The sequence below is a fragment of the Leptolyngbya sp. FACHB-671 genome (assembly GCF_014695745.1).
Lineage (GTDB): Bacteria > Cyanobacteriota > Cyanobacteriia > Elainellales > Elainellaceae > JAAUTN01.
In genome coordinates this window covers 1-4,023 of the sequence record NZ_JACJOV010000002.1, presented here as the reverse complement: position 1 = coordinate 4,023, position 4,023 = coordinate 1, and the positions used below count along the sequence as shown (strand labels likewise).

Annotated in this window: 4 protein-coding genes; 2 read left to right on the top strand and 2 right to left on the bottom strand. The window is 45.5% G+C overall.

The annotated features are described in order from the left end of the window. Positions 1 to 1,484 (bottom strand): transcriptional regulator (locus tag H6F93_RS00030; RefSeq protein WP_190677907.1); only part of this gene is annotated, 1,484 nt, incomplete at its 3' end. 599 nt (positions 1,485 to 2,083) lie between these two features. After that, complete coding sequence (locus H6F93_RS00025; RefSeq protein ID WP_190677904.1) at positions 2,084 to 3,136, bottom strand: PDDEXK nuclease domain-containing protein; 1,053 nt, start codon at positions 3,134 to 3,136, stop codon at positions 2,084 to 2,086. A 147-nt stretch (positions 3,137 to 3,283) separates the two neighbouring features. Between H6F93_RS00025 and H6F93_RS00020 the strand changes: the two genes are divergently transcribed. Then, positions 3,284 to 3,532: a hypothetical protein gene (locus H6F93_RS00020; protein ID WP_190677895.1), complete on the top strand. Its 249-nt coding sequence runs from the start codon at positions 3,284 to 3,286 to the stop codon at positions 3,530 to 3,532. 126 nt (positions 3,533 to 3,658) lie between these two features. Next, positions 3,659 to 3,934: a type II toxin-antitoxin system ParD family antitoxin gene (locus H6F93_RS00015; protein WP_190677894.1), complete on the top strand. Its 276-nt coding sequence runs from the start codon at positions 3,659 to 3,661 to the stop codon at positions 3,932 to 3,934. Positions 3,935 to 4,023: the final 89 nt, after the last annotated feature.

The following is a 4,023-nucleotide window of genomic DNA, read 5'->3' as shown; positions in this document are numbered from 1 at the left end:
TCGACGTAAAAACATGTAAATGTATCATCCTCGCCGGGTTGCCATCCCAAGCTCTCCAATAGCTCTAAGGCATGATTCCAGCGATTGAATAAACTGCGAGCCTTTTCACTACTTTGCCGAGCTTCTTGAATGACTGTTGTTGGTAGGACAGATTCTAGTAGCGTCTTAACTCGATATTCATAGGGGCTGCGATCTCTGGCTCGAATTCGGACATCCAGGGTCAGGTGAATGGCTAGTCTAAGGGTAAGTTCATCGTGGTAGGGGTCTAGCTTCAGGATATTAAGTGCCAGATAGCCGAACTGATACAAAGCTTCTTTCGCTTTACTACCAGCTTGGTTCAAGAAATGAGCTGTCCATAAACCAGGACGAACAGTAATGTAAACTTCATTTGGCTCATCAATTCTGCCTGTTGTCCAATCAAACTGCCCGTGGGGATCAATCAGCAACTCCCACATCCTGCCTATGGGAGTGCTTGCATCTACTTGATTTTTGCCGCGTCCTTCAATCCAAACAGCTTTGACTAGCAAACAAGAGAGTGCATAAGCAATATTTGCTACTTCATTTCGTTTGGCAGGTAGGCTGGTACTGTGATTCTTATTCCAGCCAAATTCTTCAATAATGTCGCTGGCTTTAAGCGTAAAAGTACTTTCCCAAGGTACTGCTTGCCGCATTGCATGAGCAGCCAAAATAAATTGCAATTTGACTGTGTTAAAGCCAAACTTGTTAATAATTTGTTCTGCTGCTTCCCAAGGAAGCGCCTCAATATCTCCGGGGCTAGTAATGTAGTGCTCTAAATAATTGCTTTGATTGTTTTTAGAGTGATAACGAAAATAAGCAACTCCCGAAGAATCAGGTTGCCACAAGGCGGTATTAAGCTGAGCTGAGATGCTGCTAACGATTGGTAAGCCCGTAGGGATAGCTGTAATAGAATCGATTTTAGATAGACTTCTTTCAGTAAGCGGAACTGGTTTTTTCCCACTGCTGACGTGAATGCCTAGCAGTCTCTCTAATCCAGATAACGGGTAATTTGGGAGATCCAATGCTTGAATTATCAGGTTAGCGATATTTTGAGCGTAAGATTTTTCTAGAAAATTGATTCTGTTGTTAATAAAGATGGATTCTTTCTCAAAAAGATAGCTGTTTAGCTTAAGGCAAAACTCCTCATGGGTGAGCGACTTCAGAACAGCCTCACCGATTTCCGCCTTCATATCTTCTACAGCCCAAGCAAGTAGGTTAGACCAAATATCTCTGGCACTTTTTTCCCACAAGCCATTTTCTTTGAAAAACTCTTCAACTAAGCTCCGAATGTTTTGAAAAACAATATCTTGTTCTGGAGTAGTATTTAATCCCCAAGAACCTAAGTTGCCTTCTTGAACAAGTTCAAATAAGGGGAGAGGTTTTTCAGAAACTTTTTTAGTTGCTGGCTGTTCTTTCGTGCCTAATCTTTCTCTATAAACGTTGATTAGATGCTGAGAAACTTCCATCGTAATTCGTGCTAATAAGCTCGATTTACTTTGGAGGTATTGAATCGTTGCTTCAATCTGTTGAGGATTTAGGTTATCTCTTGCCTCTTGAATGAGCAGGTAGCTGTCACTTTGAGGTGTAAAAGCATGGCTTCCACCGTCATAAGCGGTATCTTGATTGCTAGAAGCTGTGAAGGTTAAGTTTTCTAAGTCTAATTTTGATTGAAGAGCAGACTGAATGCCACCTTCCTGAAACTTAGGACGGATGACGGCTTCAGGTTGATTTGGCTGGCGATCGCTCATGGTTGAAGCTTGATTATCCAGGCGCAAAGACTCTCCGTATCAGAGCTATCCTAACGTTTAACACAAACTAATCCTATGATATAGCCCCCTCCTTGAACCTGATCGCCCCTTTCCCTTGTGAGGCAAACTTTATTCTCCTTTAAGAGTTGAAGGGCTAGCAAATGGAAAAAGTGAATTTATGGCTTGAGATATCGGAGTTTGCTCGAATGCGGAGGCGATCGCCCTGGCTCTAGCTCTGTTACTGGGAAATGGCAGCGTTTTGGGGAAATTAGCAATTGTCCAAGAGGTCTTGGACAATTATTTACTCTGCTCGAAGTTTAATCTTCGGTAGGGTCTGAGATTGGCTCTACTGATAGGGTGTTTAGCTCCATCTCAAGCTGCTCAATACTAGGGAGGCTTCCCTGAAGTGGCTCGGGTAGGGTGTCTTTTAATCGGTAGGTCGCTACCCCAACAGGATGGTGAATATAGCGTAGGGCATATTCTACGGTGGCTTTGTTCTTAGACTTACACAACACAATCCCGATCGTGGGGTTATCCATCTCACTCCGCAATAGATCGTCTACAGCGGCGATGTAAAAGCTCATTTTGCCGGAAAACTCTGGTTCAAACTCCACCACCTTGAGGTCAATCACCACGTAACAGTGAAGCTTGACGTGGTAGAAAAGCAAGTCCAGCTTATATTCCTTACCGCCCACCTCGAGTGAATACTGGCTACCCAAAAATGAAAAGCCAACCCCCAATTCCAGCAAGAAATCTCGGATGTGATCAACCAGTGCCCGTTCAAAATCTCGCTCCTGAGCCGTTTCTGCCAGTTCTAAAAACTCAAAATTATACGGACTTTTCAGAATTTGACGGGCTAAGTCTGATTGGCTTTGAGGCAGGGTGTGATCAAAGTTGGTGACAGCATTACCAACCCGCCCATATAGTCCGCTTTCGATTTGGTGAACCAGAGCACTTCGGCTCCAACCATGTTCGATCGTCTTTTGGGCATACCAGAGCCGCTCCTCATTATCTTTGAGTTTATCGAGCAGGGCAATATTGTGATACCAGGTGATTTGTCCCATTACTGCCTGGATGACGGTTTGGTCAGGGAATGCCTGAGCAAATGCCCTCATGTACAGCAGATTGGACCGGGAGAACCCCTTCATTTCTGGAAAAGCGTGTTTAAGGTCTTTAGAGAGCTGCTCAATCACCTTTGCGCCCCATCCCTCCTGCTGCTGCTTAGCAAGAACCGCGCACCCAATCTGCCAGTAGAGCGTAACCAGTTCCCGATTGACCGCTGTTGCTGCCCGCAGTTGGGCATTCTGAATCCAGTTCTTGAGGTCGTCCAACAAACGGATGTAGCTATCAGAAGACAGGTTACTGGGCATTCCTTGACTCAAGCAGGATGGGTAGTTCACTCCAAGCCCTAATATACTGGCAATTCGGTAACACTTGGCAGGCTATAGATTAGTACAAAATTGTTGTAGGTCCTGCCCATTTGTGAGGGAAATTGTCCAAGCGCGCTTGGACAATTTGTGGGGCTAAGTATTTTGACTGCTTTGCGTCAGTGGCATGGCGATCGCCCCCAGTGCCACGCTCAAATCCTTCAACGACAACCAGCATTAAGCGTTCGGGAGCCAATGATGACTCAAGCTAAAGCCCTGCCTGAACTGGATGGTGGGGGTGAACTAGAGAAAATTTTCAGTCTAGAGCAGGTCGCCATTGGGATTCGATTAGAGCGTTATTTGAATGCCTATGTATTCTTCTCAAAATTCGGTTGCTAATGCAGTTCGTCGGTCATCCCAAAAGAACCGTAAACAATTTCCCTAGTGGGGTTAGAGGCGTAGTGAACTACCCAATGTCAAACTTTGACATTAAGATTGAGCTGTCCACTTCTAAGCGGTTCATTTATGAACGTTTCCCTCACCCCTGAACTGGAGCAGTTTGTCCACGAGAAGGTCAAGAGTGGTAGATACCTCTCTGCCAGTGAGGTTGTGCGGGAAGCATTACGACTACTAGAAGAGCGCGATCGCCTCTACCAGGCAAAGCTGGCAGAATTGCAGCAAGATTTGGCGATCGGTATTGAGCAGGCAGACCGGGGTGAACTGATTGACGATGACGACTTGTTTGCTGAGTTGGAAGACGGCATTCGGCAAATTGAAGCAGATCAACGGCGTACAGCTTGAGAGTTAGCACGGCTCGTTGTCGCTTTACCCCCTGCTAAACAAGATTAAGGAGACCAACCGCTTCATCGCACTTGATAACCCAGATGCCG

What these genes read in the sequence shown, in the direction of transcription:
- H6F93_RS00025 (WP_190677904.1), bottom strand. Translation starts at nt 3,136, where the DNA reads ATGCCCAGTAACCTGTCTTCTGATAGCTACATCCGTTTGTTGGACGAC.
- H6F93_RS00015 (WP_190677894.1), top strand. Translation starts at nt 3,659, where the DNA reads ATGAACGTTTCCCTCACCCCTGAACTGGAGCAGTTTGTCCACGAGAAG.